The sequence below is a fragment of the Novosphingobium sp. 1529 genome (assembly GCF_040544855.1).
Taxonomy (GTDB): Bacteria; Pseudomonadota; Alphaproteobacteria; order Sphingomonadales; family Sphingomonadaceae; genus Novosphingobium; species Novosphingobium capsulatum.
In genome coordinates, this window is sequence record NZ_JBEPKW010000007.1 from 108,949 (window position 1) to 134,675 (window position 25,727).

The window sequence follows — 25,727 nt, forward strand, 5'->3', positions numbered from 1 at the left end:
TATCAGCCCTCCACAACCTGCAGGCCCATCGAACGGGCCGAGCCCTCGATGATCTTGGCGGCCTGTTCGATGCTGTTCGCGTTCAGGTCCTTCATCTTGGCCTGGGCGATTTCTTCCAGCTGCGAGCGCTTGATGGTACCGGCCGAAGCCTTGCCCGGGGTCTTCGAACCCGACTTGATACCCACGGCCTGCTTGATGAAGAAGGTGGCGGGCGGAGTCTTGGTCACGAAGGTGAACGAGCGGTCCGCATAGACCGTGATCACGGTCGGCAGCGGCGTGCCCTTTTCCACTTCCTGGGTGGCGGCGTTGAATTCCTTGCAGAAACCCATGATGTTGACGCCGCGCTGACCCAGCGCGGGCCCGATCGGCGGCGAAGGCTTTGCTTCGCCGGCCTTGATCTGCAGCTTGATATAGCCTTCGATCTTCTTGGCCATGATGGCCTCCTTTCATCCTGTTGGGGCATGTGCCCCGCAGAGTAAGCGGTGATAACGAGCGGCCGAAACTGCTCTACCGCGCGGAATCGGGCGGGCACGAAACCCGCCGCGAAGTGGGCGCCCTTAGCAGGCAAGGCTGGAAACGCAACCAGAAACGGCCGCGCCCGGCAAAAGCTGGTGCTTACTTGACCAGTTCGACTTCGTCGAAGCCGAGTTCCACCGGGGTGGCACGGCCGAAGATCGACACCGAGACCTTGACGCGGTGCTTGTCGAAATCGAGCTCTTCCACCACGCCGTTGAACGTGGCGAAGGGACCGGCGTTGACCTTGACCGAATCGCCGATTTCGTAATCGACGGCAACCTGGCGGGCGGGCTGGGCAGCGGCCTGTTCGCGCGCGCCGAAATAGCGTGCGGCTTCCTTTTCGGAAATCGGCTGCGGCTTGCCATTGTGGCCGAGGAAGCCGGTCACCTTGGGCGTGTTCTTGACCAGGTGATAGATGTCGTCGTTCATCGCCAGCTTAGCGAGAACGTAACCGGGCATGAACTTGCGCTCGACCGAGATCTTCTTGCCGCGCTTCACTTCGGTCACGGTTTCGGTGGGCACTTCCACCGCTTCGACCAGCTGCGACAGGCCGATGCGCTCGGCTTCGGAGATGATCGATTCGCGGACCTTGCTTTCAAAGCCGGAATAGGCGTGAATGATGTACCAGCGGGCCATAAGTGGGTCTCTTGTACGAAGGTTTGTGGATCAGGCCAGCTTGAGCAGCCACTGCACGATCATGCCGAACACGCTGTCGATGCCCAGGAAGAACACCGCCAGGATCAGCATCATGATGCCCACGAAAATCGCGGTGGTGGTGGTTTCCTGGCGCGTGGGCCACACCACCTTGCGCGCCTCTGCCTTCACCTGATTGAAGAATTCGCCGGGGCTGGTCTTGGCCATAGCCGTGCTGCCTTCGCTGCCTGAATGAATCTCGTCCCTTCCGCCTAGGGGCCATCGCCGCCCCGGACAGGTCCGGGAGGGGCAGGTCAGGGCTCCGATGTCGGAAAGTTTGCCGTATCTAGGGCCAAGCGCGCCGCTTGGCAAGGGTGCAGGCTGGCTAGGCGGCGTGGACCAATTCCACAACGCCACGGTTGCCCTATAAAAGGCCCTGGCGAGGCGTGAGGACGAAGCAAGAGTGGGCCTCTTGCAAGGCCGAGCAACGCTGCCAGGGCCTTTTATAGGGCAACCCCTTTGGGGCTGGACCAAAAACCGCCATTCCCGCATCGGCTCGTCGCGCAATATTCCCGATATTCCGCCTCCTCGCCTCCTTGAACTGGCGGTTTTTGCCTCCAGCCGTGGCGCTGTGGAATTGGTCCACGCCGCCTAGCACCCAAGGCGCCTGCTGCGCGCCAGCGTAAAAGACTCGGATACGAGCGGGCATTGATCCGTTAAGGTGAGCAAACGCATCCTCAAGGAGTGCCCGACCATGCGCGCCATTGCCGCAACCGCTGCCCTGATCCTGGGCACCGCCATCAGCCTTCCAGCCATGGGCCAGCAGGCCACCACCGACACCACTTCGCGCACGCCGCTGCCGGGCACCCCGCCGGGGGTGAGCAGCCGGGCGACGATCGGCGCCGGCATCGGCCCGATGACCGGGGTGAGCCCCGCCATCGGCCCAGTGCGCTCTCCCGGCGGCGACGGTACGGGCCGGCCCCAGCCGGGCACGCCTGCCGATCCGGCAGCCACCAGCCTCAACAGCACCGGCATGGCCGGCGGCTTTGGCACCAGCCGCCGCACCACGATCGGCCAGGGCGGCGCAACCGGCACAGCGCAAAGCGCGCTGGGCAGCACGCTGCGCAGCCCGGTCGATCCGATGGGCCGGGCGATGACCGGCGCCACCGGGGGATCGACCCTGGGCGGCGGCGCGGCGGGTAGCACGGGAAGCCGGGCCGGCCACGCGGGCACCACCACGGGTGGTGCTGCCAGCGGCACCACGGGCGGGCTGTGAAACGGCGGTGAACCAATGAAAAAGGCCGCATCCCAAACGGGTTGCGGCCTCTTTTCAACACATGGCCATCACGCGGTGGTGATGGCAGGAGCGGGGGGACTCGAACCCACGGCCCTCGGTTTTGGAGACCGATGCTCTACCAACTGAGCTACGCTCCTGTGCTCGTGACGGCCCCTTAATGGGTTGACGCGGGCAGCGCAACCGGCGGATGAAGATTTTCAACGATCATGTTGCAACCTGTGAATTCCATCATTCCGCCCGATCTGCTGCTCAGGGCCTATCGCGCCGGGATCTTTCCCATGGCCGATAGCCGCGACGATCCCGATGTCTATTGGGTGGAGCCGCGCCTGCGCGCGATCCTGCCGCTCGATGGCTTTCATTGCTCGCACTCGCTGGCGCGCACGCTGCGCCGGGGGCGCTTTACCGTCACCTGCAACGCCGCGTTCGATGCCGTGATCGATTCGTGCGCGGCCCCGCGCGATGGCGCGCAGGACAGCTGGATTTCGCAGCGTATCCGCGAAAGCTATCGCACGCTCCACACCCTGGGCCATGCCCATTCGATCGAAACCTGGGCAACCGGGCCAGACGGCCAGCGCACCCTGGTGGGCGGGCTTTATGGCGTGGGCTTTGCCCGCGTATTCTGCGGCGAAAGCATGTTCAGCCGGCAAAGCGATGCGTCGAAAGTGGCGCTGGCCTGGCTGGTCGCGGCGCTGCGCCATGCCGGCGTGGTCTTGCTCGATTGCCAGTTTTCCACCCCGCACCTGGCCTCGCTGGGGGCGGTGGAAATCCCGCAGGCCGATTATCTTGCCCGGCTGGACGACGCGGGGCGTTACTGCGTGGGCGAATCGGCAGGCGTGCCGCCGTCTTCCATCACCGGGGCATCATCGGCCGGGGCGTTGTCATCGGGCTCTTCCGCAGGGGCGGCGGCGGGCTTGCCGGCAGGCTTTGCCGCGCTCTTGGCCGCAGCGGCCGAGGCTGGGCTGTCTTCCTCGCCGGGGAACTTCATCGCGCAGTTCTTGACCCAGACATCATAGACCGGATGCTCGACGACGTTGAGCGACGGCGAATTCTTGAACAGCCAGCCGGAAAAGACCTTGTGCCAGGTCAGCTTCTGTTCGGTTGTGGCGCGTTCTTCGACAAACAGCTGAACGAAAGCGCCGGTTTCGGCCGGGTCTTCCCACGGCGCGGTGCGCTCGCACGTGCCCAGGCGCACGATGGCATTGCCGATGCGCCGCGCCTCGCCCGAACGCAGCACGATGTCCTGCGTGATGTTGTTGCGCTTGTTGAGGAAGCCCAGCGTGGCGACGCGGTCTTTGACCGGGGTGCCGTAATCGCTTTCGGCCGCGCCGCTGGCCGCCGGCATCGGCGCGGCGGCTGTCGCCTCGCCCGGAGGGGCGGTTTCGGCCGGCTCGCGGTGGTTGCAGCCGGCCAGCAACAGCGTGCCGCCGGCCAGCAGGACCGCAACCGACAGCGCGCGGCGGGCAGGCATCAGCCTTCGGGCGACCAGGCTTCGTAATCGCCGGTGGCAGCGGCGCGATGGCCACCGCGTTCCAGCGCGCCCTGCGGGCGATAGGCCGCGGCCGTGCCCGTGGCGTTGGGGGTGAATTCCACTTCCCAGATGCGCGGCGGCGGCAGGTTGCTTTCCGGCACGCCGTCGAGCGTGCCATGCAGCCAGCCATGCCATTCGGCCGGCACGCGGCTGGCGTCGTTGGCACCGTTATAGATCACCCAGCGACGCTCGCGGCCCTGGAACGGATGTCCCTTGGGATACGGCTTCTTGGCCCGGTAATACTTGTTGCCCTGGGCATCGTGGCCCACGAGTTCGCCATTGCGGGCGCTGTCGAGCAGGGTGCCGAAGGTGGCGCCGTCCCACCAGGTGAAGATCTTGCCGAGAATGCTCATGAAGCTCTTGTTCCAGTTGCCGCCCGCCGCAGCGGGTTTCCTTGCCCCTAGCCCCTGCAAGGGGGAGTCGGCAAGGGTGCTGTTGCACCTGCGTTGCCGACGATCCCTTCAGGCGTTTACCAGGCGATCTTGTCACCGGGCTTGAGCCCGATCTGCGCGGCGCGCCCGCCATTGAGTTCGAGCACGGCCGCCGCCGGCCCGGTGGAGGGTAGCGGGCTCAGGTCATAGGGCACGGCGTTGGCCGCCACGTTGAGCACGCGGTGGTTGGGGCCGATGAAGATGATGTCGAGCGGGATCACCGTGTTCTTCATCCAGAACGCGGCCATGCGCGGCGGGTCCATCGGAAAGATCATGCCCTCGTCCGCGCCCATCGCGGTGCGGAACATCAGGCCCTTTTCCTGTTCCTCGCCGGTCACGGCCACTTCCACGCGAAACTGGTGGGTGCCGCCCTTGGTGGCGATCGCCAGGGGAATGACCTTGAGGCCCGAGATCGGATGGACGCCAACCGCGCCGGTGGGCGCGGGCATCGCATCGGACTTGTGATGGCCGGCGTCGGCCGTGGCCGGGGAACAGGCCATGATGCCCAGTGCCAGGGCGAGTGCCGCGCCCATCATCCCGGTCTTAATCGTCTGCGTCATAAACCCAATCTTCCGCTTCGCGTTCGCCCGCTGCATTCACCAGCGCGCGCGCCATGGCAAGGGGGTGCCCTGCCCTGAGGAACACGGCCACCTGCTTTTCCCGCACGGCCGGGTCGATCCGCCCATCGTCATCGCGCGGGCCGAACGGGCCCAGCCGCCGCTTGCGCGCCAAGGCGAGCGCGGCGGCGCGGGCCTGCTGGGCCGAACCCATCGCCTCTTCGCGCAGATCGGGCGCGATGCCTGCCTGGCCCAGATCCTGGGCAATGCGCCGCGCCCCCAGCCCGCGCCGGCGCAAGCTGGCGCCGCGCATGCGCGCATAGCCTTCATCGCTGACATAGCCCGCCTCGGCCATGCGCGCGATGATCGCGGCCACATCGGGCGGGCTGGGCGCATCTTCATCCCAGCCGCGTTCGCGCAGCTTGCGGTTGAGATAGGCCGACAGCTTGCCGGTACTGGTGGCAAAGCGGGCGACGTAACCCAGTGCCAGTTCATCGAGCAGCGCCGCATCGAGCGGACGAGGAGGCCGCCGTGTGCGACGATCTGGTACATCAGGGCGGTTCACGCCATATTCGTGCCACACTCCGGACTAAATGAGAACCTCGGGTTACGGTTTCTTGACCATGGGGGCTTGCGCCAAGGCGCTGCCCACGCAAGGAGCCGCAGCCAGTCAGCCACCATTCACTGCCTTGGGCGGAAGTGGCGGCACAGACCGACTGTTTTAAGACCGATATCTTGTTCCATACCTGGGGTACCGCATGACCGTTACGGCCGCCGTCGCAGAGAAGATGGCTCTTGTTCCAACGCCAAACGACGATGCGCAGCCGCGCCGTTATGCGGATTTTGCCACGTTCTGTGATGCGCTGGACTATGCCGCCCAGGGCGAGCGCGGGTTCAACTTCCACGATCCGCGCGGCACGCTCACGCAGGTCTATCCGTTTTCCCAGCTGCGCAGCGATGCGCTGGTTGCGGCCCGTCGCCTGGTGGCGCGCGGGGTCAAGCCGGGTGACCGGCTGGCGCTGATCGCCGAAACCGGCCCGGAATTTGCCGCGCTGTTCTGCGGCGCGGTCTATGCCGGTGCCTGGCCAGTGCCGCTGCCCCTGCCCACCAGCTTTGGCGGCAAGGAAAACTATATCGACCAGCTCGCCGTGCAGCTGGCCAGCTCGGATCCGTGCCTGCTGGTCTATCCCGGCGAACTGGCCGAGATGTGCGGACAGGCCGCCGCGCGCCAGGGTTGCCCGGGGCTGAGCTGGGCTGCGTTCGACGAAGGCGCGCTGGCCGATGGCGAACTGCCCACCGCCGATCCCGACGCGATCTGCTATCTGCAGTATTCCAGCGGCTCGACCCGCTTTCCCCATGGCGTGGCCGTCACCCACCGCGCGCTGCTCGCCAACCTGGCCGGCCATTCGCATGGCATGGACATTGGCGACGGCGATCGCTGCGTCAGCTGGCTGCCGTGGTATCACGACATGGGCCTGGTCGGCTGCTTCCTCTCGCCGATCGCCAACCAGGTTTCGGTCGATTACCTCAAGACCGAGGATTTCGCCCGCCGCCCGCTCGCCTGGCTCGACCTGATCAGCCGCAACCAGGGCACCACGCTGTCGTATTCGCCGACCTTTGGCTATGACATCTGCGCCCGCCGCATTTCCAGCCAGACCAGCGTGGCCGACCGGTTCGACCTGTCGCGCTGGCGCGTGGCCGGCAACGGCGCCGACATGATCCGCCCCGACGTGATGCAGGGCTTCGTCAATGCCTTTGCTGATGCCGGGTTCAAGGCCAGCGCCTTCCTGCCCAGCTATGGCCTGGCCGAAGCGACGCTCGCCGTCACGGTCATGCCGCCGGGCGAAGGCATCCGCGTGGAACTGGTGGAGGAAGAGCGCCTGTCGGGCAGCCCGCGCGACCTGTCGCGCCCGGCCCGCTATCGCGCCATCGTCAACTGCGGCGTGCCGGTGCTGGGCATGGAAGTGGCGATTCGCGGCGAGAATGGCGAAGAACTGGCCCACCACCACATCGGCAAGGTGTGGTGCCGCGGCTCCTCGGTGATGCACTCCTATTTCCGCGATCCCGAATCGACCGCGGCCTGCATGGTCGACGGCTGGCTCGACACCGGCGACATGGGTTACGTCAACGCGCAGGGCTACCTGTTCATCGTTGGCCGCGCCAAGGACATGATCATCATCAATGGCAAGAACCACTGGCCGCAGGATATCGAATGGGCAGTGGAACAGCTGCCCGGCTTCCACCAGGGTGACATTGCCGCGTTCTCGGTGGAAACCGAAAATGGTGAGGAAACCCCGGCCGTGCTGGTGCACTGTCGCGTGTCGGACCCGGAAGAACGGGTGAAGCTGCGCGACCAGATCCGCGACAAGGTACGCTCGATCACCGGCATGAACTGCGTGGTCGAACTGGTGCCACCGCGCACCCTGCCGCGCACCAGCTCGGGCAAGCTGAGCCGCGCCAAGGCCAAGAAGCTGTACCTGTCGGGCGAGATCGAGCCCTATAGCCTGGCGGCTTGATCGGTTTTTTGGGGGGAACATGCCCTCCCCCAACCCCTCCCGCAAGCGGGAGGGGAGCTTATGGTTGCCTCCTTCCCGCAGGCGGGAGGGGAGCTAGACCTTCTCCCCCTCCCGCTTGCGGGAGGGGGTCGGGGGGAGGGCTTGTAGCTCAGCTCAAAACGGAATTTCCGCCCCATCCCACGCCCACAGCTTGCCGCTGTCGGCCGGGCCGAGCCGCTCCAGCACATGCAGCAGGGCACCGGCCGAATAATCTGGGCTAAACAGCTTTTCGGGCTTCACCCCGCGCTGGAACGGGGCAGACAACGCTGTATCCACCGTGCCGGGATGAAGCGCGGCGGCCACGGCCTGCGGATGGCTGCGGGCCAGTTCGATCGCCAGCCCGCGCAGCAGCATGTTGAGCGCCGCCTTGGCCGCGCGATAGCCGTGCCAGCCGCCCAGGCGATTGTCGGAGATCGAACCAACCCGCGCCGAGAGCACGGCAAAGACCCCGCGCCGATCGCGGGACAGCAGGGCCGGGACATGGGCCATGATCAGCGCCGGGCCGATCGTATTGATCGCAAACTGTTGGGCCAGCGATGCCTTGGCCAGGGACCGCACGCTCTTTTCCGGCGCGGTACCATCAGGCAGCGTCAACTGCCCGCTGGCGACGAGCACCAGGTCCAGCGGGCCGTGCCGCGCCAGCGCGGTGCACGCCTGGGCCACGCTGGTTTCTTCTTCATAATCAAAGGTGAAGGGGCGTACCTTGGGAGTGGCGGCAACGGGGCGGCGGGCGCCGGCATGGACCACGGCAACATCGTCTTTCCGCGCCAGCGCCGCCACCAGTGCGGCGCCGATGCCGCCCGATGCGCCGAACACTGCCACATGGCGGCCCCGCGCTTGCTCATCGTGTACTGTCATGGGCAAAGCCTGCGCGGCATGGCTCTGGCTGTCGAGCGGGCAGAAAGGGCACGCCTGCGCCGCCGGGCGAAACGCATGGGCCGTTCATCGGAATAGCGCCTTGCGCAGCGCGCGGGCCGGGGCCATCTTCCACGCGCGGAGGGCAAACACCCGATCCGCAGAGGAAAAGACAGGACCGCGTCATGGCATCGACCCCTTCGACCACCACCGCAGAGCAGGCGCCCGGTATTACGCTGACCCCGCCCGATCCCGTGCCGGTGGTTGCCCCGCAGCAGGCCGCCGGGCTGGTTCCCGTGGCCGAGGAAACGCGTGGCAAGCTGGAAGCCAAGGCCGACGCCTTTGTCACCGAACTGTTGGCCCAGGACGCGGCCAGCCCCGAATTCGGCAAGCGGGTGGACCAGTTGACGGCGATGGGCCGTAAGGAAATCGCCCAGGCGGCGGGCATGTCCAACCGCTTCCTCGATCGCCCGATCCGCGCGATGGACAAGGATTCGGGGGTCGGTGCCGATCTGGCGCAGCTGCGCCGCACGATCGAAGAGCTTGACCCGGCGCGCAAGGGCAACCTGTCTTCCGGGCGCAAGATCCTGGGCATCATCCCCTTTGGCAACAGCATGAAGAAGTATTTCGATGGCTATGTCTCGGCCCAGGGGCACATCAAGGCGATCCTGGAACGCCTGGCAGCCGGCAAGGACGAGCTGCTGATGGACAATGCCGCGATCGATGTGGAGCGGCAGAAGCTGTGGGAGGGGATGGGCCAGCTGGAGCAGATGATCACCATCGCCCGCCTGCTCGATACCAAGCTGGAAGATGCCGCCGCCGATCTCGATCATACCGACCCGGCCAAGGCCAAGGCGATCCGCGAGAGCGCGCTGTTCTATACCCGCCAGCGTTTGCAGGATCTGCTGACGCAGATGGCGGTGACCGTGCAGGGCTATCTGGCGCTGGACCTGGTCAAGAAGAACAATGTCGAACTGGTCAAGGGCGTGGACCGCGCCAGCACCACCACGGTGGCCGCGCTACGCACCGCCGTGACCGTGGCGCAGGCGATGACCAACCAGCGCCTGGTGCTTGAACAGATCACCGCGCTTAACACCACCACGGCCAACATCATCGATTCCACCGGCAAGCTGCTGCGCGAGCAGACCGGGCGCATCCACGAAATGGCGGCGTCGAGCACGATCCCGCTGGAAACGCTGCAGCGCGCGTTCCAGAACATCTATGACACGATGGACACGATCGATACCTTCAAGCTCAAGGCGCTCGACGCCATGAAGCAGACGGTCGACACGCTGTCGGGCGAGGTGGAAAAGTCCAAGGGCTATATCGCCCGGGCCGAAGGCGCGGCCAAGAACACCACCCAGGCCAGTGCACCCTCGCTGCTGAGCCTGGAGGGGTGATCATTTCGTACCTTGCCGGTGGCATCCACCACCCCCACCCCCCTCCTCTGAAGAGGAGGGGGCTTTTGCGTCCTTTCTCCCCGTCTTCGTCAGAGGAAGGGCTTTTACCGTTCTTCTCCCCCTCCTCTTCAGAGGAGGGGGTCGGGGGGTGGTGGAAACCCAGAACCCATACGTCCTCAACACAGGCCAAACCATGACTGCATCGCAATCCGACCAAATCCTGCGCGCCGCGCGCGCCAGCCTGGCGCACCAGCGCGCCGGCGGACGGCGGCGGTCGATCGGCTTGCGCTCGGCCGAACTCAAGCGGCAGCATGTCGCCAGGAAAGCCGCGCGCATCGCGATGGCGGTAGGCGTGGTGCTGGTGGCTGCCATGGCGCTGGGCCTGGTGATCGACGGGATCGGCCTGGTAGGGCTGTTGCTGACGGTGCTGGCGGTGATCGGCGTGGTGGGGTTCTTTGCCACCTATCCCCGGCTCAAGGTGCCGGACCTTGCCACGATCAACCGGGGTGACGTGCGCACCATGGTGGGCCGCACCCAGCTCTGGCTGGAAGCGCAGGCACCGGCCCTGCCCGCCCCGGCGGTGCGGCTGGTGGATCAGATCGGCGCGCAGCTCGATGGGCTGGGCGCGCAGCTGGAAGGGATCGATGCCAGCCAGCCGGCCGTGGCCGAAGTGCGCAGCCTGGTGGGCGAACACTTGCCCGGCATGGTCGAAAGCTGGCGGCGCATCCCGACCCATCTGCGCCAGGAAGAGCGCGGCGGCCGCAATGCCGATCAGCAACTGGCCGATGGCCTGGCCCGCATCAGTGGCGAGATCGACCAGATTACCCGCCAGCTTGCCGCCGGAGACATCGATGCCCTGGCCGTTCGCGGCCGCTATCTTGACTATCGCTATGGCGATGCGCTGGAAGGCGATGCTTTGGCCGACAACGGCGCGCTCCCCGTGCGCCTTGTTCCGCCAGTGGAGAAGACATGATGCAAATTGCCCTGCCCCATTCCCTTGGCAAGGACGAGGTCCGCGCGCGCATGCAGGCCCGCCTGGGCGATGCCTCGGGCAAGGCCAGCGAATTGATCGGCGGCATGGCCCAGGTCGAAACGCAGTGGAACGATGCCGATCACCTGACCATGACGGTATCGGCCATGGGCTTTACCATCCCCAGCCAGGTGACGCTGGAAGATACCCAGGTGCTGTTCGACGTGGACATTCCCGCCGGGCTTGGCTTTGCCCGTGGCATGATCGAGGGGATGATCCGCGAAAAGGGCGAAAAGCTGCTGGCCTGATACGGGGCCAGATCGCTGCCGAACCTCGCGCGTTCGGCAGCGATTGTTCACAGGTCCTTGCGTTCCAGTTCGAGAAACTCGGGCGGCAGGCGCAGGGTGCTGGCGACCAGCCGCGTTTCCAGCAGCAGATAGATCAGCGCCACCATCAACAGCGCAATGGCGATGAAGAACGTGGTGGCCGTGACATCGCCCAGATGCGCGATGCCGGTGATCTGGTTGAAGAACAGCGAACCCACTGTCACCCCGATGCCCAGGCCCGAGAGCACCAACAGCAGGAGCGCGCGGCCGATGAGCTGGATGCGCCGATCAACATAGCGCATTTCCACCACCACGGCATCGTGCGCCACGCCGGTCGTCTCGGCATGCAGCTGCTGCAAGTGGCGTGACCGATCGACGATGCGTCCCAGCCGGGTGGTCAGGATGTTCATGATATTGCCGATCGCCACCAGCACGAAGACTGGGGCGAGCGACAGCTGGATGGTTTGCGCGATCATGCCGTCCCTCTTGCGGCCAAGAACGCGGCACTGGCAAGCACGGTCATTCCATCAGATCGAGGATATCATCCACGCCGATCGTGGCAAAACCCACCGCGCTATCGGAAATACCGTAGGGCACCAACAGGTTGTCCTCCACCATCAGCGCACCGCAGGTATAGACCACGTTGGGCACGTAGCCGTAGCGATCGGCATCGATGGCGGTAAGCAACGGCACCTTGCTGCGGGCAATGACGCGGGACGGATCATCGCGATCGAGCAACGCGCAGCCCAGCGCATACTTGCGCATCGCGCCCACCCCGTGGGTGAGCAGAAGCCAGCCCTGATCGGTGAGGATCGGGCTACCACAATTGCCGATCTGCACGAATTCCCACGGGAATTTCGGCTCCATCAGCAAGACGCCATCATCGTCCCAGCAATCCAGCCGGTCTGAGCGGAGCAAGAACAGGTTCTTGCCATCCTGGCGGCCGACCATGGCATAGCGCCCGTCGATCGCCTGGGGAAACAGGGCCATGCCCTTGTTACGCCCGGCGCGGCCCTGGATCGGCTCAAGCCCGAAGCGGCGGAAATCGCGCGTGCGCAGCAGCTCCGAGCGGATCGAGCTGCCCGAATAGGCGGTGTAGGTGCCGATCCATTCGTAGTCGCCGCCGCCATGATCGAACCGCACCAGCCGCAGGTCTTCCAAGCCGCCGCGCTGCTGCTCGGTCACGGGGAAGATCACGCTGTTCGACAGCGTGCTTTCGGAATGGCGATGCAGGGCCACTATTCCGTCATCGGTGGGCGGAGTGCTGGCATCGGGCAGCAGCGCGGTGGCAAACGCGCTTTGCGGCCACAGCTGGAAGCTGCCATCCGCATTGGCCACGCCCTCGCGGAACACGATCGAGCTGATGTGCCCCTCGCCCACCGCGCGCAGGCTCATGACAAAGCGCACCGCGCCATCGAGCATCCCCGATTGATCGGGATGGGGCACGATCGACGGGTTCATCAAGGCTGCCGCAGCATAAGTATATTCGTGGCAGAAATAGGCGCCGATCAGGCGCCGGCGCACGGGCGGAATGGCATCATCGTCAAGGTCGAGCGCCTGGCGCACTTCGGCATAGCGTTCCTCGAACAGCTGCTCCGTCTGCCAGTGGCGTTCCTCGAAATCGTGGAGGACGCGGGCATATTCCTCGGCCGCCTCGGCCTCGCCCAGCGACAGGACATCCTCTACCAGGCGCGCCGCACGCGAGCCGCCGCCCGCGCCGCCCTGCCAGCCCAGATGAAAGGGCCGCAGCACGACGCGTGACGGATCGGCATGAAGCCGTTGCTCAAGAATGCGCAGGCCATTGCCCACCCCGTCGGGGCGCGTTCCCACAGGGTTGGCCGCCACCGTGTCAGCTGGCGTGAGACTGGGATTTGTAGGCTCGGTCGCCAAGGACACTCCTTACCTTGCTGGATGGGCCAAACGATTGGCCAAGGGCTGCGGTTTCGCTGCCAACGCGCGGGCCGCTGGCCCGTTCCAACTCGGCAAGCGCATAATGTGCCAGCTGGAATGCCAGGATTGATTCGGCACCGCAATTGGCATTGATGCCGCGCGGGGTAATGCCATCGCGACACCGCCCGCTAGCCAGATCACCGAGCGGCTGGGCACGGTCGTTTGCGCCCAGGAACCAGCGATAGGCGGCCTGGGCGTGGCTGCGCCACAGTGCTTGCGACGCGCCGCGCGCGCCGTGCCCGTCCCGGCTGGCTTCGGCCTGCCAGGCTGCCGCGCATGCTTCCACCGCGGCCCAGGCTTCCAGCGGCTGCTGGTCGAATGGCTTGGCTTCATAAGATACGGCATGAGGCGGGGTGAAGGTTTCCGAACCAATCGCACGAAACTGACCTGTGGCAGTGGTCTGTTGCGCCACGATGAACCGCAAGGCTTCCAGCCCGCTTTCCAGCCAGTCTGCCCGGTTCATGAGATGGCCTGCACGGATCAGCGCTTCGGGCAGGCGCGGGTTGTCATAGCCCAGCATGGCTTCGAACCACGCCCAATCGGGGCGCCGCCCTTCGGCCAGCAAGGCATGAAGCACCGCGCCGCCGCGTTCGACCATCGCACGGCTGGGACGGTGATCGGGCTCCACCGCCAAGACCTGCGCTGCGCCGAGCACAGCAAAGGCGATGCTGCGCGGATATTCCACACTGCCCAGCGGGTCGAGCACGATGTCATACCACTGCCGCGCCCATGCGCGCAGGCCGGCGTCCGGCGCGTGGGCCACGGCATGGCCCAAGGCCCACAGGGCGCGGCCATTGCTGTCTTCCGAGCCGACGTCTTCGCACCACGAGCGATCGAACGCCATGAAGTTGCGGAAGCGGCCGGCCTCGGGATTCCAGGCGTGCTGGACGAACGAGGCGAAAACCGTGGCCCAGCGCTGGCGCTCGGCCAGGGGAATGCTATCGGCCACACCCATCAGCATCAGCGCGCGGACATTGTCATCCAGGCAATAGCCATGGCGGCGATCGGGCACCACGCCGATTGCATGTTGCAACATGCCGGTGCTGTCACACATCGCCCAGACCCCGCTGGTGCCCGGCGTGGCGGTCAACGGCGGCAGCTGCGGCGCGGTGGCGGCCACGGTGTTGACCAACTGGGCGCAGCTTTCGGCAAAGCGCGGCCAGATCGTTTCGCGGCCACGCGCATAGGCGCGGCGCTGCATGGCATCGAGCGCGGCAGGATCACCGAGCAACGCGTTGACGGCATCCGCCAGCGCCTGCGCCGAGCGCGGCGGCACCAGCGCGCCGACGCCATCGGCGAGAAGTTCACGCGCGTGAAGATAAGGGGTGGAAACCACCGCCTTGCCCAACGCCACGGCATAGCTGAGCGTACCCGAGGTGGACTGCTGCAGGTTGGGATAGGGCGTGAGGTAGATGTCGCATGCTTCCAGCTGATCGAGCAGTTCGCCAGTTTCGAGGAAGCGGTTTTCCCACAACACATGATCGGCCACGCCCAACTTGCGCGCCAGGTCCATCAGGCTGTCGCGATAGGCTTCGCCTTCTGCGGCAACCAGGTTGGGATGCGTCGCGCCGACAATGCGATACACCGTGTTGGGGTGTGCCGCGACGATCGCCGGCAAGGCCTCGATCGCGGTTTCCAGGCCCTTGCCCTGGCCCAGCAGGCCAAAGGTCATGATCACGTTCTTGCCTTCAAGACCGGCGCGGGCCTTGAACTGGGCATGGCGCCCGAACGGGCGATCGGGTGCGCCGTGGGCAATCACGGTAACCCGCTTGGGATCGACGCCATAGACCGCGGCCAGGACATCGCGGCCATGTTCGCTCATGACCATGACGCCGCTGGCGCGATCGAGGATATGATCGAGCACCGCGCGCTGCTCGGCAGAAGGGCTGGCCAGCACGGTGTGCAGCGTAACGATCAGGGGGGCAGCGACGCGATCGAGCAGTTCGAGCACCATGGCGCCAGCTTCGCCGCCAAAGATGCCGTATTCGTGCTGGAGCCACACCGCATCGACGGCATCTTCGTTGATGCGTCGCGCGGCAATGCGATAGTCTTCGGGCTGATCGGCCCGGATCACGCTGCGCGCATCGGGATAGGGCAGCGGCTCGGTCGGGCTGTCGATGACATGCAGGTCGACCGACAGCTCGGGGTGATGCAGCCCCAGCTGCTCGAACACGTCAGTGGTAAACGTGGCAATGCCGCACTTGCGCGGCGCGAAGCCCCCAATCAGCGCCACGCGGCGGGCGGGTGCACGGGAAGCTGCATCGGTACCGAAGAAATCAAGCACGGCCCCTGCAACAGGGGTGGCGCGCCGCAAGGAAGTGGAAAGGTCACGTGTCATCTGGCTGGCTCGCCCCGAATATGTCTGTTCGATGAACCAACGATGGAACCGGGATAAAGTTGCATTGCGCCGCAACGTCATCGTCACGTTACGTGCTGATTTTGTCGCTGAAAAAAGGCGACTCACAGGTGCGGCGCTGCAAAAACACCAAGGTTTCCGCGCCACGCCAACACATGTTAGGGCGCCCACCAGCGTTGGCGCCAGCCATATTCGGCTTCTATCGCCTGGCCTTGCGCATCGCGCGCCGGACGAAAGCGGAAGCGCTGCATAGCCAGGCGGCAGGTGATGGCATCGGCTTCATCGTTGCCGCTGGCCTGTTGCACGCGGCACGCCACCGGATTGCCCTGCGCATCCACCCGCAGCACGATCACCACCTGGCGGCCGGCACGATCGGCGCGGCCGGCGGCGGGATAATCGCGGGCGGCGGTGATGTCTCCGGCGATCTTGGTCACGCGCTGCGCCGCGCCACCACCATCACCATTGCCGGCAGCGCCGCTACCCGTTCCCGAGCCCGCGACGGCGCCGCCGCTGCCCGTGCCAGTGGGGCCGGCGCCCGACCGTGCCGCGTCGCCAGTCCCCGCCACCGGGGCGGCGGGCAAGGCCGGGATAATGATGCGCGGCGGTGGGGCCATGATTTCTTTGGGCCGCGCCTTGCGCCCCATCGCCCCGGCAGCCCCCGAAGCGGCATGGCTTGGCCGCATGCTGCGGCTGGGCGGCGGGGTGGGCGTGGGTGTGGGTTCGGGCGGAGCGTAGAGCACGAATGCCGGATCGGGCAGGCGCAGCGCAACAATGCCCCCAGCCAGGCCGTGCACCAGCGCCAGAATCAGGCCGACATGGAGCAGCGCAACCACGCCGCCGATCAACAGCTGGCGCTGCCAGCGGACATCCAGACCGGGGGTCTCGTAAGGAAAACGAATCGCGCGCGGGGCCATGGCCAAGCCATAATCCCTGGCGCATCGCGCTGGTTCCCAAGGGCATGATCCGGGCGAAAAACGGGCCAAAGCGTTGCAATCAGGGGATAGACCCCCTGGATGCAACCTTATTCGTATCATCGGCAGTTTCGCGTATGCCGCAGATGGGGTAGGGTTTTGTGGAATTGGCGTTGTGCCGCGCCTTCGCGCCCGGCACCAACAAACGCCACCAAGGATTGCAATGATGAGAATTCTGGTTGTCGAGGACGAGCCCCTGCTCGCAATGCTGCTGGAGGAAAACCTGGCAGACCTCGGCCATGACAAGGTAACGGCAGTGGCCACGGTGGACCAGGCGCTATCGGCGCTGGACGAAGGCCCGGTCGATGCCGCCCTGCTCGATTTTTCACTGGGCAGCGACACGACCTCGGTGCCAGTAGCGCTGCGCCTGCGCGAGGAAGGCACGCCGTTCTTTTATCTGTCGGGGCATGCCTCGTTCGATCCCGATGCCGGCGCGCCCGAAGCGCCGATGCTGCCCAAGCCGGTCAGCCTCGAAGCGCTGCGCGAGGCGCTGTCCACGCTGGCTGACGCGCGCTGAGCGCAAGCGCCAGCCCGCTCAACTATCCAGAAAACTGTCATCTCGCGCCAGGCTGACCAGCCGCAGCCCGTGCGTCTGCGCGCGCGCAGCGGCGAGGGTTGAGGCGGCCGATACGGTAACCAGCAGCGGCACCCCGGCGATCACCGCCTTCTGCACCAGTTCATAGCTGCACCGCGCCGTCAGCACGACAAAGCCGCTGGCCGGATCGATCCCGGCACGCGCCATGGCGCCGACCAGCTTGTCGAAGGCATTGTGGCGACCAACGTCCTCGCGCAGCGCCACGATCACCCCATCACGCGTGCAGAACGCGGCGGCATGGGCCGCGCGGGTGGCCCGGCCCAGCGTCTGGTGATCGCCCAGCGCCGCTGTGGCACGAAAGATCGCCGCATCACTAACAGCCAGTGCCGCGCCTACCTGCGGCAAGGGGCGCAAGACCTGCTCAAGGCTTTCGATCCCGCACAGGCCGCACGATCCTTCGGACAGGCGCAGCCGCGCGCGCTCCATCAGCGGGGCAGCATCGGCCATGGCCAGCGTGATGCGCAGAATCCAGCCGCGCCCCTCGATCTCGGCAGCCTGCGCTGCCACGAACCCGGAAGGATCGGCGATCAACTGTTCCGACAGGCAAAAGCCCAGCGCATAGTCTTCAAGATCGGTGGGTGTGGCCATCATCACGGCATAGCCCAGGCCATTGATCTCGATCGCCACGGGCGCTTCCTGCGCCAGCGCGCGGGCGCGCGGCACGGGCGGGCGGCCATCGGCGAAATGTTCGACAAAGGCGTGGTCGACCGCGCCGGGCGGCAGGTCAGCCGGCATCGGCGCCATGGTGCGCGGGGTCGGTCGCCTTGGTTTGCGGTGGCGGGGCGTGGCCGGCGGCCAGTTCGGCCAAGGCCGTGCGCGCGATAGGATCGAGCCCATCCTCGCCATGGGCGGCAAGGTGGGCAAAGATCTGGCGCAGCATCGCCGGCGTCCAGAACGCGTGCAAGTGATCGGCCAGAGCCGCCGCCGGGTGCGGCTCGTGCACCAGGTTGCGGGCGATCTGGTTGGCCATGTAGACCAGCTTGGCTTCGGTTTGCCCGCTCATTCGGCCGGCTCCATCGCGCTGCCGGCGATGCGCCGCGCCTGGCGGCTTTGCGCGGCATAGTCTTCCTGCCATTCGCTCGGCCCGTTGGACGGGGTGATCTGAACTGCCGTCACCTTGTATTCCGGGCAATTGGTGGCCCAATCGGAATAATCAGTGGTCACCACGTTGGCTTGCGTGGCGGGGTGGTGGAACGTGGTATAGACCACGCCGGGCGCCACGCGATCGGTCACCGTGGCGCGCAGCGTGGTTTCGCCCGACCGGCTGGCCAGGCGCACCCAATCCCCGCTGTTGATCCCGCGATTTTCCGCGTCGGTGGGGTGAATTTCCAGCACGTCTTCGGCATGCCACACGCTGTTTTCGGTGCGCCGGGTCTGCGCGCCGACATTGTATTGCGAGAGGATGCGCCCCGTCGTCAGCAGCAGCGGGAAACGCGGCCCGGTGCGCTCGTCAGTGGGCACATAGTCGGTCACCACGAACTTGCCCTTGCCGCGCACGAAACCATCGACATGCATGATCGGGGAACCATCGGGCGCGGTGTCGTTGACCGGCCACTGCAGCGAGCCTTCGGCATCGAGGCGGGCATAGTTTACCCCGGCAAAGCTGGGGGTGAGCCGCGCGATCTCGTCCATGATCTCGCTGGGATGGGTGTAGTTCCAATCGAGGCCCATGGCGCGCGCCAGTTCCTGCGTCACTTCCCAGTCCTGATAGCCATTGAGCGGCTCCATCACCTTGCGCACCGGCTGGATGCGGCGTTCGGCATTGGTGAAAGTGCCGTCCTTTTCCAGGAACGAGGAGCCCGGCAGGAAGACATGCGCATAGTTGGCGGTTTCGTTGAGGAACAGGTCATGCACGATGACGCAGTCCATCGCCGCCAGGCCCGCCGCAACATGCTTGGTATCCGGGTCTGACTGCAGGATGTCTTCGCCCTGGATATAGAGGCCCTTGAACAGGCCATCAGTGGCGGCATCGAGCATGTTGGGAATGCGCAGCCCCGGTTCGGGATCGATCCTGACGCCCCATTCGGCCTCGAACAGCGCGCGCGTGGCGGCATCAGACACATGGCGATAGCCCGAAAGCTCGTGCGGGAAGCTGCCCATGTCGCAGGCGCCCTGCACGTTGTTCTGCCCGCGCAAGGGGTTAACCCCCACCCCGCGCCGACCGATATTGCCCGTCGCCATGGCGAGGTTGGCAATCGCCATCACGGTGGAAGAGCCCTGGCTGTGTTCGGTCACGCCCAGGCCATAATAGATCGCGCCGTTGCCGCCCGTGGCATAGAGCCGCGCCGCCCCGCGCACGAGGTCGGCGGGAACGCCAGTGACGGGTTCGAGGAATTCGGGGCTGTTGCGCTCTTGCGCCACGAATTCAGCCCAGTGCTGGAACTCGTCCCAATCGCAGCGTTCGCGCACGAAGGCTTCGTTGACCAGGCCCTCGGTCACGATCACGTGCGCCAGCGCGGACAGCACCGCGACATTGGTGCCGGGGCGCAGCGGCAGGTGATAGTCTGCCTCCACATGCGGGCTGCGCACCAGATCGGTGCGGCGCGGATCGATCACGATCAGCCTGGCGCCCTGGCGCAGGCGGCGCTTCATCCGGCTGCCGAACACCGGATGGCCATCGGTGGGATTGGCGCCGATCACCAGGATCACGTCGCTGTCTTCGACCGAATCAAAATCCTGCGTGCCGGCAGACGTGCCGAACGTGGTCTTGAGGCCATAGCCGGTGGGCGAATGGCACACCCGCGCGCAGGTATCGACGTTGTTGGTGCCAAAGCCGGCGCGCACCAGCTTCTGCACCAGGAAGCCTTCCTCGTTGGTGCAGCGGCTCGATACGATGCCGCCCAGGGCATTGTTGCCATGGCTGGCGGCGATCGCCTTGAAGCGGCTGGCGGCAAAGCCCAGCGCCTCGTCCCAGCTCACCTCGCGCCACGGCTGATCGATGCTGTCACGCACCATGGGTTTCAGGATGCGGTCCTGGTGCTGGGCATAACCCCAGGCAAAGCGGCCCTTGACGCAGGAATGGCCACGGTTGGCCTTGCCGTCTTTCCACGGCACCATGCGCACCAGCTGTTCGCCGCGCATTTCGGCGCGGAACGTGCAGCCCACGCCGCAATAGGCGCAGGTAGTGACGACGGCACGCTCGGGCTTGCCGATTTCGGTCACCGCCTTTTCCATCAGCGCCGAGGTGGGGCAGGCCTGGACGCAGGCGCCGCACGATACGCATTCCGACGAGAGGAAATCGTCAGACTTCACGCCCGCCGAAATCTGCGAGCCGAAGCCGCGGCTTTCCACCGTCAGCGCCAGGGTGCCCTGCACTTCATCGCAGGCGCGCACGCAGCGCGAGCAGACGATGCACTTGGTGGCGTCAAAATCGAAATAGGGATTGCTGGCGTCGGTCTCCGCCTCCAGGTGATTGGCCCCCTCATAGCCATAGCGCACATCGCGCAGGCCCACGGCAGCGGCCTGGTCCTGCAACTCGCAATCGTTGTTGGCGCTGCAGGTAAGGCAGTCGAGCGGGTGGTCGGAGATATAAAGCTCCATCACCCCGCGCCGCAGCCTGGCCAGCTTTTCGCTTTGGGTATGAACCTTCATGCCATCGGCCACCGGCGTGGTGCACGACGCCGGCGTGCCGCGCATGCCGTCGATTTCAACCAGGCACAGGCGGCACGAGCCGAATTGCTTGAGGTTGTCGGTGGCGCACAGCTTGGGGATCGACCCACCCGATACGGCCGCCGCGCGCATGACGGTGGTGCCGGCCGGCACGGTCACGGCGCGGCCATCGATTTCCAGCGTCACCTGGCTGTCGGAACGAACCTCGGGGGTGCCGAAATCGGCCTGGCGTTCATAGCCCATGGGGAAGCTCCTGCACGGCGGCGAGATCCGCCGGGGTGTTGATATTGTGGGGAATAGTGGTGAGCGCAACCGGGCGCGCGCCTATCGCTTGGGCAAACGCGCGCAAGCTGTGCTTGGCCGGGCTGGCCAGCAACGCATCAAGCGCAGGCGCGGCGCTGGCCGGCCACAGCCCGATCACCGGCTGGCTTTCGCAAAAGGCAGGCGCGGGGGAAAGCTGGGCAGCCGTATCGGCGGCAAGGCCAAAACTGTCGACCGGGACCGTGAGCACGGTATCAAACCCGTGGCCAGCGGCATGGTGGAGCGCGGCGGCGATGCCACCCAGCGGCCCCATGCCGGCACGCGGGCGATCGGGCAGACAGGGCGCCGGCGCATCATCCCGCCCCACAACCACGACCGTGTCGCACTGCTGCTGCAGGGTATTCACGGCATGAGCGAGGAGGCTTTGCCCTGCCAGTTCGGCCACAGCCTTGTCACTGCCAAAGCGGGTGGATTGGCCCCCGGCAAGGACGGCGCCCAGGATCATGGGCGCACCCCTGCGCTGTCGTCAGCGCCCTTCGACAGGCTCAGGGCGAACGGGATTTGGGCTTTCACACCCTTGAAACCCGTTCGGGCTGAGCTTGACGAAGCCCCTTGGCAGCAAGGCGCCATCACTCCGCTGCCTCCGCGTCAGCAGACACCGCACCGAAATCCTCGGGGAACCGGCGCAGGGCCGAAAGCACGGGATAGGGCGTGAAGCCGCCCAGCGCGCAAAGCGAGCCGAACTTCATCGTTTCGCACAGGTCTTCAAGCAGGGCGATCTCGTCGGCCAGGCTGCGCGCGCGCTTCTTGGCGTTGTGGATTTGCGGCAGGCTCTCCACCGCATCGGCACTGCGGCCCTGGCGGGCGCGGATGCGGTCGATCACTTCGACGCCGCGCGTGGAGCCCAGGCGGCAGGGCGTGCACTTGCCGCAGGATTCAGCGGCGCAGAACTGCATGGCAAAGCGCGCCTGCGCGCTCATGTCCACGCTATCGTCAAACACGGTCAGCCCGGCGTGGCCGATCAGGCCATCGGCAGCGGCAAAGCTTTCATAATCGAACGGCAGGTGGAAATCGGCCGGCGGGTGATAGGCGCCCAATGGCCCGCCCACTTGCACCGCGCGCACTGGCCGGCCCGAGGCAGTGCCGCCACCGACCACCTCGACCAGTTCGCCCAGCGTGATGCCAAAACCGACCTCGTACAGCCCGCCATATTTCACGTTGCCGGCGATCTGGATCGGCATCGTACCCTTGGACCGGCCAAAGCCGACATCGGCATAAGCCGCGCCGCCGTTCGCCAGAATCCACGGCACCGCCGCGAGAGTCAGCACGTTGTTGACCACGGTGGGCTGGCCAAACAGCCCTTCCAATGCGGGCAGTGGCGGCTTGGCCCGCACTTCGCCACGCTTGCCCTCCAGGCTGTTGAGCAGCGAGGTTTCCTCGCCACAGACATAGGCGCCCGCGCCCACGCGCACTTCCACCTCGAAAGGGGCGATATGCGGACGTGCCGCCTGGGCCGCTGCCTGCATCTTGGCGATGGCATGGGGATATTCGCTGCGGATATAGACATAGCCCTTCGCCGCGCCGACGGCATGGGCGGCAATCGCCATGCCTTCGATCAGCATGAAGGGATCGCCTTCCATCACCATGCGATCGGCAAAGGTGCCGCTGTCACCCTCGTCGGCGTTGCAGACGATGTATTTGGGCGTGGCCGGCGCCTTGGCCACAGTGGTCCACTTGATCGCGGCGGGAAAGCCCGCCCCGCCCCGGCCGCGCAGGCCCGAGGCCATGACTTCCGCAATCGTCGCTTCCGGCCCCATTTCGCGCGAACGGGCAAGGCCCGCCCAGCCGCCATGCGCCGCGTAATCCTCCAGGCTCAACGGCCGGGTCTTGCCGGCGCGCGCGAAGGTAAAGCGCTGCTGGCCGGCGATGAACGGGTGATCGGCGATCGGGCCGATGCCCTTGTCGCTGGTGCCGGCCAGCACGGCAGGTACGTCAGCCGGCTCCAGCGGGCCGAATCCTTGCCCGTCGATTTCGGCCATGGGCTCAAGCCAGTGCATGCCCCAGCTCGATACCCGCTCCACCGTGCAGCCCGCCGCTGCGAAGGCGACAGCCACGGCATCGGCGCCACAGGCGAGGGCCAGTGCGTCGTCGGAAATGCGCACGGTCGTGCTCATGCCCACGTCCTTCATGCCAGGCCTCCCACCAGAACATCGAGCTTTTCAGGCGTAAGCCGGGCGTGGAGCGTGTCGCCCACCATCGCGTTCGGCCCCACGCTGCACAGCCCCAGGCAATAGACCGTTTCCACCTTCACCGGCCCATCGGCGCGAAGGCGCGCGGCCAGTGCCTCCACGCCGCGTGCCTGGCAGCTTTCCGCGCGGCACAGCTTGACCACCGGGCGCGATTCGGGCGCGGTGCGGAAATCGTGATAGAAGCTGACCACACCATGCACTTCGGCGCGGCTGAGATTGAGCGCGTGGGCGATCGCTCGTTCGGCCGCCTCGCTCACATGGCCAAAGACGGCCTGCACATCATGCAGGATCGGCAGCAGGGATCCCTCGCGCCCGGCGTGCGCGGCAAGGATCCGGTCCAGTTCGGCAGGTTCGGTCATGGCGCGAAATGTCGCCCCGTCGACGCGCGCGGTCAAATCGAATTGCGCAAAGTTTGATAGAATTTCTCTATCACGCCGCCAGAGCGCGCGCCACGTCGAGCGCAGCCAGCGCCAATGGCCCCATCGGCTGGCGATCGAGCACGACCAGCCCCAGCCGTCGCGCGGTTTCGACGCCCTCCATCGGCTGGATCGCCGCCCAGTCCAGCCCGGTCAACAGCGCGGCATAGCTATCGGGGATGATCGTGGCAAAGCGGCCCGACTGCACCAGCGACAGCAGCGCGACATAACTGTCTGCCACGGCACGCGGCGCCAGGGCCAGGCCACGGGCGGCGAACTGCGCGTCGAGGATGCGGCGATACTGCATGCCCTGGTGCAGCAGGCACAGCGGCATGGCAGCCGCCTCTGCCCAATCCATCGCCGCGCCGCTTTCGCGCGCGGCATCGCCATGGGTTACAAAGAGATAGCGTTCCTGCGCCAACGGCACGGCGATGACGTTGGCGGGTGGTTCGTGATCGAGATAGGTCAACCCGGCATCGCACGACAACGCCTGGAGATCCTGTTCGATCACCCGGCTGGTGGCCTGGTGGACGGCGAGGTGCAGTCCGGGATAGCGGCCCAGCAGCGCATCGCCAAAGCGGCCGACGAGCGGCAGCGCGGCGGGAATGGCGGCAAGGCGGAACCGCCCCGCCAGTGGTGCGGCGGTGGCCGCCACGGCCTGGGCCATGCTGCCCATCGCGCCCAGGATCTGTTCGGCCCAGGGCAGCATGGCCTGGCCCTGCGCCGTCAGGTCGATAAAGCGCCGGTCACGCTCTACCAGGCGCTTGCCCAGATCCTGTTCCAGCGCCACCAGCCCGGCCGACAGCGTGGGCTGCGACACGCCGCATTCCGCCGCAGCGCGGGCGAAGTGGCGCTGACGCGCCAGGGCCACGAAATAGCGCAAGTGGCGCAGCTGCATGAGTGGGGCAAACTCCCTCGAAAATTGAGAGGCTGTTTCTATCACGAAACGCACGGGCAGGCATGGCCCAAAGCCGCCGCCAGAGCCAGCGGCGACGCGGTTATCGCTTCATTTCCGTGGGAACAGGCGCCGCATGGCGATCCAGTAGGGATTACTAAGGGCCATCCCGATGGGCGGCGGCACGGATCGCGCTGACGCCCGCACATGGGGCAGGCATTCGGGACCGGCGCAAGGGGGACGGTGATTTCATGAAGCCAGAGGGCCAGATCGTTGCACAACCCGCGCCGGGCGCGATGCCGGCGGTGGACCTGCTGGCGCGCGGGCGTCGGGTGATCCAGACGGAAGCCGACGCGCTCGATCGCCTGGCGCGCACGCTCGATGCCCGGTTTGCCGATGCGGTGAACCTACTCCTGGCCACCAAGTCACGCGTGGTGGTGAGTGGCATGGGCAAATCGGGGCATGTCGGGCGCAAGCTGGCGGCGACGCTCGCCGCCACCGGCACGCCGGCCTTCTTCGTCCACCCGGCAGAGGCGGCGCATGGCGACCTGGGCATGCTCACGCCTGACGATCTGCTTTTGGTGCTGTCCAATTCGGGCAACACCCCCGATCTGCGCCCGATCCTGGCCCATGCCGCGCGGCTGGGTTGCCCGCTGATCGGCATTAGCGCTGTGGCGGATTCGATCCTGATGCGCAGCGCGGATATTGCCCTGATCCTGCCCCCGGCGCGAGAGGCGTGCCCGGCCAACATGGCGCCCACGACCTCCTCCACGCTGATGCTGGCGCTGGGTGATGCGCTGGCGATTGCCACCATGGCCGCACGCGGCACGACGCATGCGCAGTTGCGCCAGCTTCATCCTGGCGGCGCCATCGGCGCCAGCCTGGCCACGGTGGCCGACATCATGCATCGCGGCGATGCCGTGCCCCTGGTGCCCATGGCCATGCCGATGCGCGACGTGCTGCTGGAAATGACCGAAAAGAGCCTGGGCATTGCCGGCGTGGTCGATCGTGCCGGCTGCCTGGTGGGGGCGATCAGCGATGGCGATCTGCGCCGCCATGTCCATGGCCTGCTGACTTCCTGCGCCGAAGACGTGATGACCCACGCCCCGCGCACGGTGCGCGCCGATGCCCGCGCCGCAGACGCGCTGGCCGTGATGAGGCAGGCCAACGTCACCGCCCTGTTCGTGGTGGAAGGCGCAGGCGCCCCGCTGCCCGTCGGCGTGGTGCGCATGGCAGACTGCGCCACGCTCGCCGCTGGCCCGGCGCCCGACTGCGCGGCAGCGGTGCCTGCGCGCCCTCGGAACCCTCAGGCGCTGTTTGCCTGGGATCGTCCGGCCCAGGCGGCATCGGCGTAACG

26 protein-coding genes, 1 tRNA gene and 1 pseudogene are annotated in these 25,727 nt (G+C 66.4%); 8 read left to right on the top strand and 20 right to left on the bottom strand.

Annotation, left to right across the window (positions count from 1 at the left end; translation table 11 throughout):
* Positions 1–2 precede the first annotated feature (2 nt).
* The 3 genes from rplK to secE form a co-directional block, all read right to left on the bottom strand.
* Positions 3–434, bottom strand: coding sequence for a 50S ribosomal protein L11 (gene rplK, locus ABIC78_RS14525; RefSeq protein ID WP_022675306.1), 432 nt, complete (start codon positions 432–434; stop codon positions 3–5).
* A 181-nt stretch (positions 435–615) separates the two neighbouring features.
* Entirely contained in the window at positions 616–1,152 is a 537-nt protein-coding gene (gene nusG / locus ABIC78_RS14530; protein WP_022675305.1) for a transcription termination/antitermination protein NusG, read from the bottom strand.
* Positions 1,153–1,182: 30 nt separating this feature from the next.
* On the bottom strand, positions 1,183–1,377 hold the full coding sequence (gene secE, locus ABIC78_RS14535) for a preprotein translocase subunit SecE (protein ID WP_022675304.1): 195 nt from the start codon (positions 1,375–1,377) through the stop codon (positions 1,183–1,185).
* A gap of 493 nt (positions 1,378–1,870) precedes the next feature.
* Here secE and ABIC78_RS14540 point away from each other — a divergent pair, with 493 nt between their 5' ends.
* Complete coding sequence (locus ABIC78_RS14540; RefSeq protein WP_062787784.1) at positions 1,871–2,425, top strand: hypothetical protein; 555 nt, start codon at positions 1,871–1,873, stop codon at positions 2,423–2,425.
* An 82-nt stretch (positions 2,426–2,507) separates the two neighbouring features.
* Here the strand turns inward: ABIC78_RS14540 and ABIC78_RS14545 are convergent.
* Positions 2,508–2,583 (bottom strand) — tRNA-Trp (locus tag ABIC78_RS14545).
* Between the two features lie 69 nt (positions 2,584–2,652).
* On the opposite strand from ABIC78_RS14545, the gene aat reads away from it, so the two are divergent.
* Complete coding sequence (gene aat, locus ABIC78_RS14550; protein ID WP_309806160.1) at positions 2,653–3,459, top strand: leucyl/phenylalanyl-tRNA--protein transferase; 807 nt, start codon at positions 2,653–2,655, stop codon at positions 3,457–3,459.
* 35 nt (positions 3,460–3,494) lie between these two features.
* Here the strand turns inward: aat and ABIC78_RS14555 are convergent.
* The 4 genes and pseudogenes from ABIC78_RS14555 to ABIC78_RS14570 form a co-directional block, all read right to left on the bottom strand.
* Positions 3,495–3,914: pseudogene (locus ABIC78_RS14555) on the bottom strand (DUF2155 domain-containing protein); the annotation flags it as partial.
* The gene (locus ABIC78_RS14560) at positions 3,914–4,327 is read right to left on the bottom strand and encodes an NADH:ubiquinone oxidoreductase subunit NDUFA12 (protein WP_022675162.1); all 414 of its coding nucleotides are present in this window, start codon (positions 4,325–4,327) and stop codon (positions 3,914–3,916) included. The pseudogene ABIC78_RS14555 and the gene ABIC78_RS14560, both read right to left, overlap by 1 nt.
* Positions 4,328–4,443: 116 nt before the next feature.
* Positions 4,444–4,965 (bottom strand): DUF192 domain-containing protein, encoded by a 522-nt coding sequence (locus tag ABIC78_RS14565; RefSeq protein ID WP_028657556.1) that lies wholly within the window; start codon positions 4,963–4,965, stop codon positions 4,444–4,446.
* A complete protein-coding gene (locus ABIC78_RS14570; RefSeq protein ID WP_354490480.1) occupies positions 4,949–5,527 on the bottom strand; it encodes a RecX family transcriptional regulator in 579 nt (192 codons plus the stop codon). The genes ABIC78_RS14565 and ABIC78_RS14570 overlap by 17 nt, the downstream gene beginning before the upstream one ends.
* A 193-nt stretch (positions 5,528–5,720) precedes the next feature.
* Here ABIC78_RS14570 and ABIC78_RS14575 point away from each other — a divergent pair, with 193 nt between their 5' ends.
* Positions 5,721–7,478, top strand: a complete 1,758-nt coding sequence (locus ABIC78_RS14575; RefSeq protein ID WP_054132069.1) for a fatty acyl-AMP ligase — start codon at positions 5,721–5,723, stop codon at positions 7,476–7,478.
* Between the two features lie 153 nt (positions 7,479–7,631).
* On the opposite strand, the gene ABIC78_RS14580 is transcribed toward ABIC78_RS14575, so the two are convergent.
* Positions 7,632–8,375, bottom strand: a complete 744-nt coding sequence (locus ABIC78_RS14580; RefSeq protein WP_354490481.1) for an SDR family NAD(P)-dependent oxidoreductase — start codon at positions 8,373–8,375, stop codon at positions 7,632–7,634.
* A 182-nt stretch (positions 8,376–8,557) separates the two neighbouring features.
* Here ABIC78_RS14580 and ABIC78_RS14585 point away from each other — a divergent pair, with 182 nt between their 5' ends.
* From ABIC78_RS14585 to ABIC78_RS14595, 3 genes are all read left to right on the top strand, one after another.
* On the top strand, positions 8,558–9,772 hold the full coding sequence (locus ABIC78_RS14585) for a toxic anion resistance protein (protein WP_054132067.1): 1,215 nt from the start codon (positions 8,558–8,560) through the stop codon (positions 9,770–9,772).
* Positions 9,773–9,965: 193 nt separating this feature from the next.
* Positions 9,966–10,745, top strand: coding sequence for a hypothetical protein (locus tag ABIC78_RS14590; RefSeq protein WP_354490484.1), 780 nt, complete (start codon positions 9,966–9,968; stop codon positions 10,743–10,745).
* On the top strand, positions 10,742–11,050 hold the full coding sequence (locus tag ABIC78_RS14595) for a polyhydroxyalkanoic acid system family protein (protein WP_022677478.1): 309 nt from the start codon (positions 10,742–10,744) through the stop codon (positions 11,048–11,050). The genes ABIC78_RS14590 and ABIC78_RS14595 overlap by 4 nt, the downstream gene beginning before the upstream one ends.
* A gap of 47 nt (positions 11,051–11,097) precedes the next feature.
* On the opposite strand, the gene ABIC78_RS14600 is transcribed toward ABIC78_RS14595, so the two are convergent.
* The 4 genes from ABIC78_RS14600 to ABIC78_RS14615 all read right to left on the bottom strand — a co-directional run bounded on the left by ABIC78_RS14600 (position 11,098) and on the right by ABIC78_RS14615 (position 16,288).
* Positions 11,098–11,544 (bottom strand): DUF2721 domain-containing protein, encoded by a 447-nt coding sequence (locus ABIC78_RS14600; RefSeq protein ID WP_022677479.1) that lies wholly within the window; start codon positions 11,542–11,544, stop codon positions 11,098–11,100.
* 43 nt (positions 11,545–11,587) lie between these two features.
* A complete protein-coding gene (locus ABIC78_RS14605) occupies positions 11,588–12,865 on the bottom strand; it encodes a glycoside hydrolase family 130 protein (RefSeq protein WP_354490572.1) in 1,278 nt (425 codons plus the stop codon).
* A gap of 52 nt (positions 12,866–12,917) precedes the next feature.
* On the bottom strand, positions 12,918–15,356 hold the full coding sequence (locus tag ABIC78_RS14610) for a glycosyltransferase family 4 protein (protein ID WP_354490486.1): 2,439 nt from the start codon (positions 15,354–15,356) through the stop codon (positions 12,918–12,920).
* Positions 15,357–15,532: 176 nt separating this feature from the next.
* On the bottom strand, positions 15,533–16,288 hold the full coding sequence (locus ABIC78_RS14615; RefSeq protein WP_354490574.1) for a TonB family protein: 756 nt from the start codon (positions 16,286–16,288) through the stop codon (positions 15,533–15,535).
* 223 nt (positions 16,289–16,511) lie between these two features.
* On the opposite strand from ABIC78_RS14615, the gene ABIC78_RS14620 reads away from it, so the two are divergent.
* Positions 16,512–16,862: a response regulator gene (locus ABIC78_RS14620; protein ID WP_158271983.1), complete on the top strand. Its 351-nt coding sequence runs from the start codon at positions 16,512–16,514 to the stop codon at positions 16,860–16,862.
* Between the two features lie 18 nt (positions 16,863–16,880).
* Here ABIC78_RS14620 and fdhD read toward each other — a convergent pair whose 3' ends face one another.
* The 7 genes from fdhD to ABIC78_RS14655 form a co-directional block, all read right to left on the bottom strand.
* Positions 16,881–17,684 carry a formate dehydrogenase accessory sulfurtransferase FdhD gene (gene fdhD, locus ABIC78_RS14625; protein ID WP_354490489.1) on the bottom strand — a complete coding sequence of 268 codons (804 nt, stop codon included), beginning with the start codon at positions 17,682–17,684 and terminating at the stop codon, positions 16,881–16,883.
* Positions 17,665–17,943, bottom strand: coding sequence for a formate dehydrogenase subunit delta (locus ABIC78_RS14630; protein ID WP_084391101.1), 279 nt, complete (start codon positions 17,941–17,943; stop codon positions 17,665–17,667). The genes fdhD and ABIC78_RS14630 overlap by 20 nt, the downstream gene beginning before the upstream one ends.
* A complete protein-coding gene (fdhF, locus tag ABIC78_RS14635; RefSeq protein ID WP_354490491.1) occupies positions 17,940–20,792 on the bottom strand; it encodes a formate dehydrogenase subunit alpha in 2,853 nt (950 codons plus the stop codon). The genes ABIC78_RS14630 and fdhF overlap by 4 nt, the downstream gene beginning before the upstream one ends.
* Positions 20,782–21,315: a molybdenum cofactor guanylyltransferase gene (gene mobA / locus ABIC78_RS14640; RefSeq protein WP_354490493.1), complete on the bottom strand. Its 534-nt coding sequence runs from the start codon at positions 21,313–21,315 to the stop codon at positions 20,782–20,784. The genes fdhF and mobA overlap by 11 nt, the downstream gene beginning before the upstream one ends.
* Before the next feature lie 124 nt (positions 21,316–21,439).
* Positions 21,440–22,984, bottom strand: coding sequence for an NADH-ubiquinone oxidoreductase-F iron-sulfur binding region domain-containing protein (locus tag ABIC78_RS14645; protein ID WP_354490495.1), 1,545 nt, complete (start codon positions 22,982–22,984; stop codon positions 21,440–21,442).
* 11 nt (positions 22,985–22,995) lie between these two features.
* On the bottom strand, positions 22,996–23,418 hold the full coding sequence (locus ABIC78_RS14650; protein WP_022677489.1) for an NAD(P)H-dependent oxidoreductase subunit E: 423 nt from the start codon (positions 23,416–23,418) through the stop codon (positions 22,996–22,998).
* Positions 23,419–23,488: 70 nt separating this feature from the next.
* Positions 23,489–24,373 (bottom strand): LysR family transcriptional regulator, encoded by an 885-nt coding sequence (locus tag ABIC78_RS14655; protein ID WP_062787798.1) that lies wholly within the window; start codon positions 24,371–24,373, stop codon positions 23,489–23,491.
* Positions 24,374–24,621: 248 nt separating this feature from the next.
* On the opposite strand from ABIC78_RS14655, the gene ABIC78_RS14660 reads away from it, so the two are divergent.
* Positions 24,622–25,725 (top strand): KpsF/GutQ family sugar-phosphate isomerase, encoded by a 1,104-nt coding sequence (locus tag ABIC78_RS14660; RefSeq protein WP_354490497.1) that lies wholly within the window; start codon positions 24,622–24,624, stop codon positions 25,723–25,725.
* The last annotated feature ends 2 nt before the right edge of the window (positions 25,726–25,727 follow it).

Bases quoted from the DNA above. Each gene is read 5' to 3' on its own strand.
- rplK (WP_022675306.1), bottom strand. From the start codon at position 434: ATGGCCAAGAAGATCGAAGGCTATATCAAGCTGCAGATCAAGGCCGGC.
- nusG (WP_022675305.1), bottom strand. From the start codon at position 1,152: ATGGCCCGCTGGTACATCATTCACGCCTATTCCGGCTTTGAAAGCAAG.
- secE (WP_022675304.1), bottom strand. From the start codon at position 1,377: ATGGCCAAGACCAGCCCCGGCGAATTCTTCAATCAGGTGAAGGCAGAG.
- aat (WP_309806160.1), top strand. From the start codon at position 2,653: ATGTTGCAACCTGTGAATTCCATCATTCCGCCCGATCTGCTGCTCAGG.
- ABIC78_RS14560 (WP_022675162.1), bottom strand. From the start codon at position 4,327: ATGAGCATTCTCGGCAAGATCTTCACCTGGTGGGACGGCGCCACCTTC.
- ABIC78_RS14565 (WP_028657556.1), bottom strand. From the start codon at position 4,965: ATGACGCAGACGATTAAGACCGGGATGATGGGCGCGGCACTCGCCCTG.
- ABIC78_RS14575 (WP_054132069.1), top strand. From the start codon at position 5,721: ATGACCGTTACGGCCGCCGTCGCAGAGAAGATGGCTCTTGTTCCAACG.
- ABIC78_RS14580 (WP_354490481.1), bottom strand. From the start codon at position 8,375: ATGACAGTACACGATGAGCAAGCGCGGGGCCGCCATGTGGCAGTGTTC.
- ABIC78_RS14585 (WP_054132067.1), top strand. From the start codon at position 8,558: ATGGCATCGACCCCTTCGACCACCACCGCAGAGCAGGCGCCCGGTATT.
- ABIC78_RS14590 (WP_354490484.1), top strand. From the start codon at position 9,966: ATGACTGCATCGCAATCCGACCAAATCCTGCGCGCCGCGCGCGCCAGC.
- ABIC78_RS14595 (WP_022677478.1), top strand. From the start codon at position 10,742: ATGATGCAAATTGCCCTGCCCCATTCCCTTGGCAAGGACGAGGTCCGC.
- ABIC78_RS14600 (WP_022677479.1), bottom strand. From the start codon at position 11,544: ATGATCGCGCAAACCATCCAGCTGTCGCTCGCCCCAGTCTTCGTGCTG.
- ABIC78_RS14610 (WP_354490486.1), bottom strand. From the start codon at position 15,356: ATGACACGTGACCTTTCCACTTCCTTGCGGCGCGCCACCCCTGTTGCA.
- ABIC78_RS14615 (WP_354490574.1), bottom strand. From the start codon at position 16,288: ATGGCCCCGCGCGCGATTCGTTTTCCTTACGAGACCCCCGGTCTGGAT.
- ABIC78_RS14620 (WP_158271983.1), top strand. From the start codon at position 16,512: ATGAGAATTCTGGTTGTCGAGGACGAGCCCCTGCTCGCAATGCTGCTG.
- fdhD (WP_354490489.1), bottom strand. From the start codon at position 17,684: ATGGCGCCGATGCCGGCTGACCTGCCGCCCGGCGCGGTCGACCACGCC.
- ABIC78_RS14630 (WP_084391101.1), bottom strand. From the start codon at position 17,943: ATGAGCGGGCAAACCGAAGCCAAGCTGGTCTACATGGCCAACCAGATC.
- fdhF (WP_354490491.1), bottom strand. From the start codon at position 20,792: ATGGGCTATGAACGCCAGGCCGATTTCGGCACCCCCGAGGTTCGTTCC.
- mobA (WP_354490493.1), bottom strand. From the start codon at position 21,315: ATGATCCTGGGCGCCGTCCTTGCCGGGGGCCAATCCACCCGCTTTGGC.
- ABIC78_RS14645 (WP_354490495.1), bottom strand. From the start codon at position 22,984: ATGAGCACGACCGTGCGCATTTCCGACGACGCACTGGCCCTCGCCTGT.
- ABIC78_RS14650 (WP_022677489.1), bottom strand. From the start codon at position 23,418: ATGACCGAACCTGCCGAACTGGACCGGATCCTTGCCGCGCACGCCGGG.
- ABIC78_RS14655 (WP_062787798.1), bottom strand. From the start codon at position 24,373: ATGCAGCTGCGCCACTTGCGCTATTTCGTGGCCCTGGCGCGTCAGCGC.
- ABIC78_RS14660 (WP_354490497.1), top strand. From the start codon at position 24,622: ATGAAGCCAGAGGGCCAGATCGTTGCACAACCCGCGCCGGGCGCGATG.